Annotated in this window: 1 protein-coding gene; it reads right to left on the reverse strand. The window is 64.5% G+C overall.

From position 1 onward, the window contains the following. Positions 1–234: hypothetical protein (locus SB725_RS34020; RefSeq protein WP_410923801.1), on the reverse strand; the 234-nt coding region annotated here is incomplete at both ends.

Below are 234 nucleotides of genomic sequence, written 5' to 3' on the forward strand. Positions count from 1 at the left end.
GGCCGGCGATTTGCCCGTTGTTGCCGCTGTTGTCGAAATGGCCGCCGCTAACTTTGACAAGGCCCTTGGCGTAGAGGCCACCGTTGCGGTTATCGAAATCGTCGGTGGTGATCAGCGCATCGCCGCTTTGCGCGGAAATCCGCCCGCCGTCGTTGTCTATGCCAGCCAGGGCCTTGAGGGTCAGGCGCTGGGCCTGGGTCACGCCGCCCTGGCGGTTGTTGCTCGGGTCGTAGC

The sequence above is a fragment of the Pseudomonas sp. SIMBA_041 genome, assembly GCF_046535095.1.
Taxonomy (GTDB): domain Bacteria; phylum Pseudomonadota; class Gammaproteobacteria; order Pseudomonadales; family Pseudomonadaceae; genus Aquipseudomonas; species Aquipseudomonas mucoides.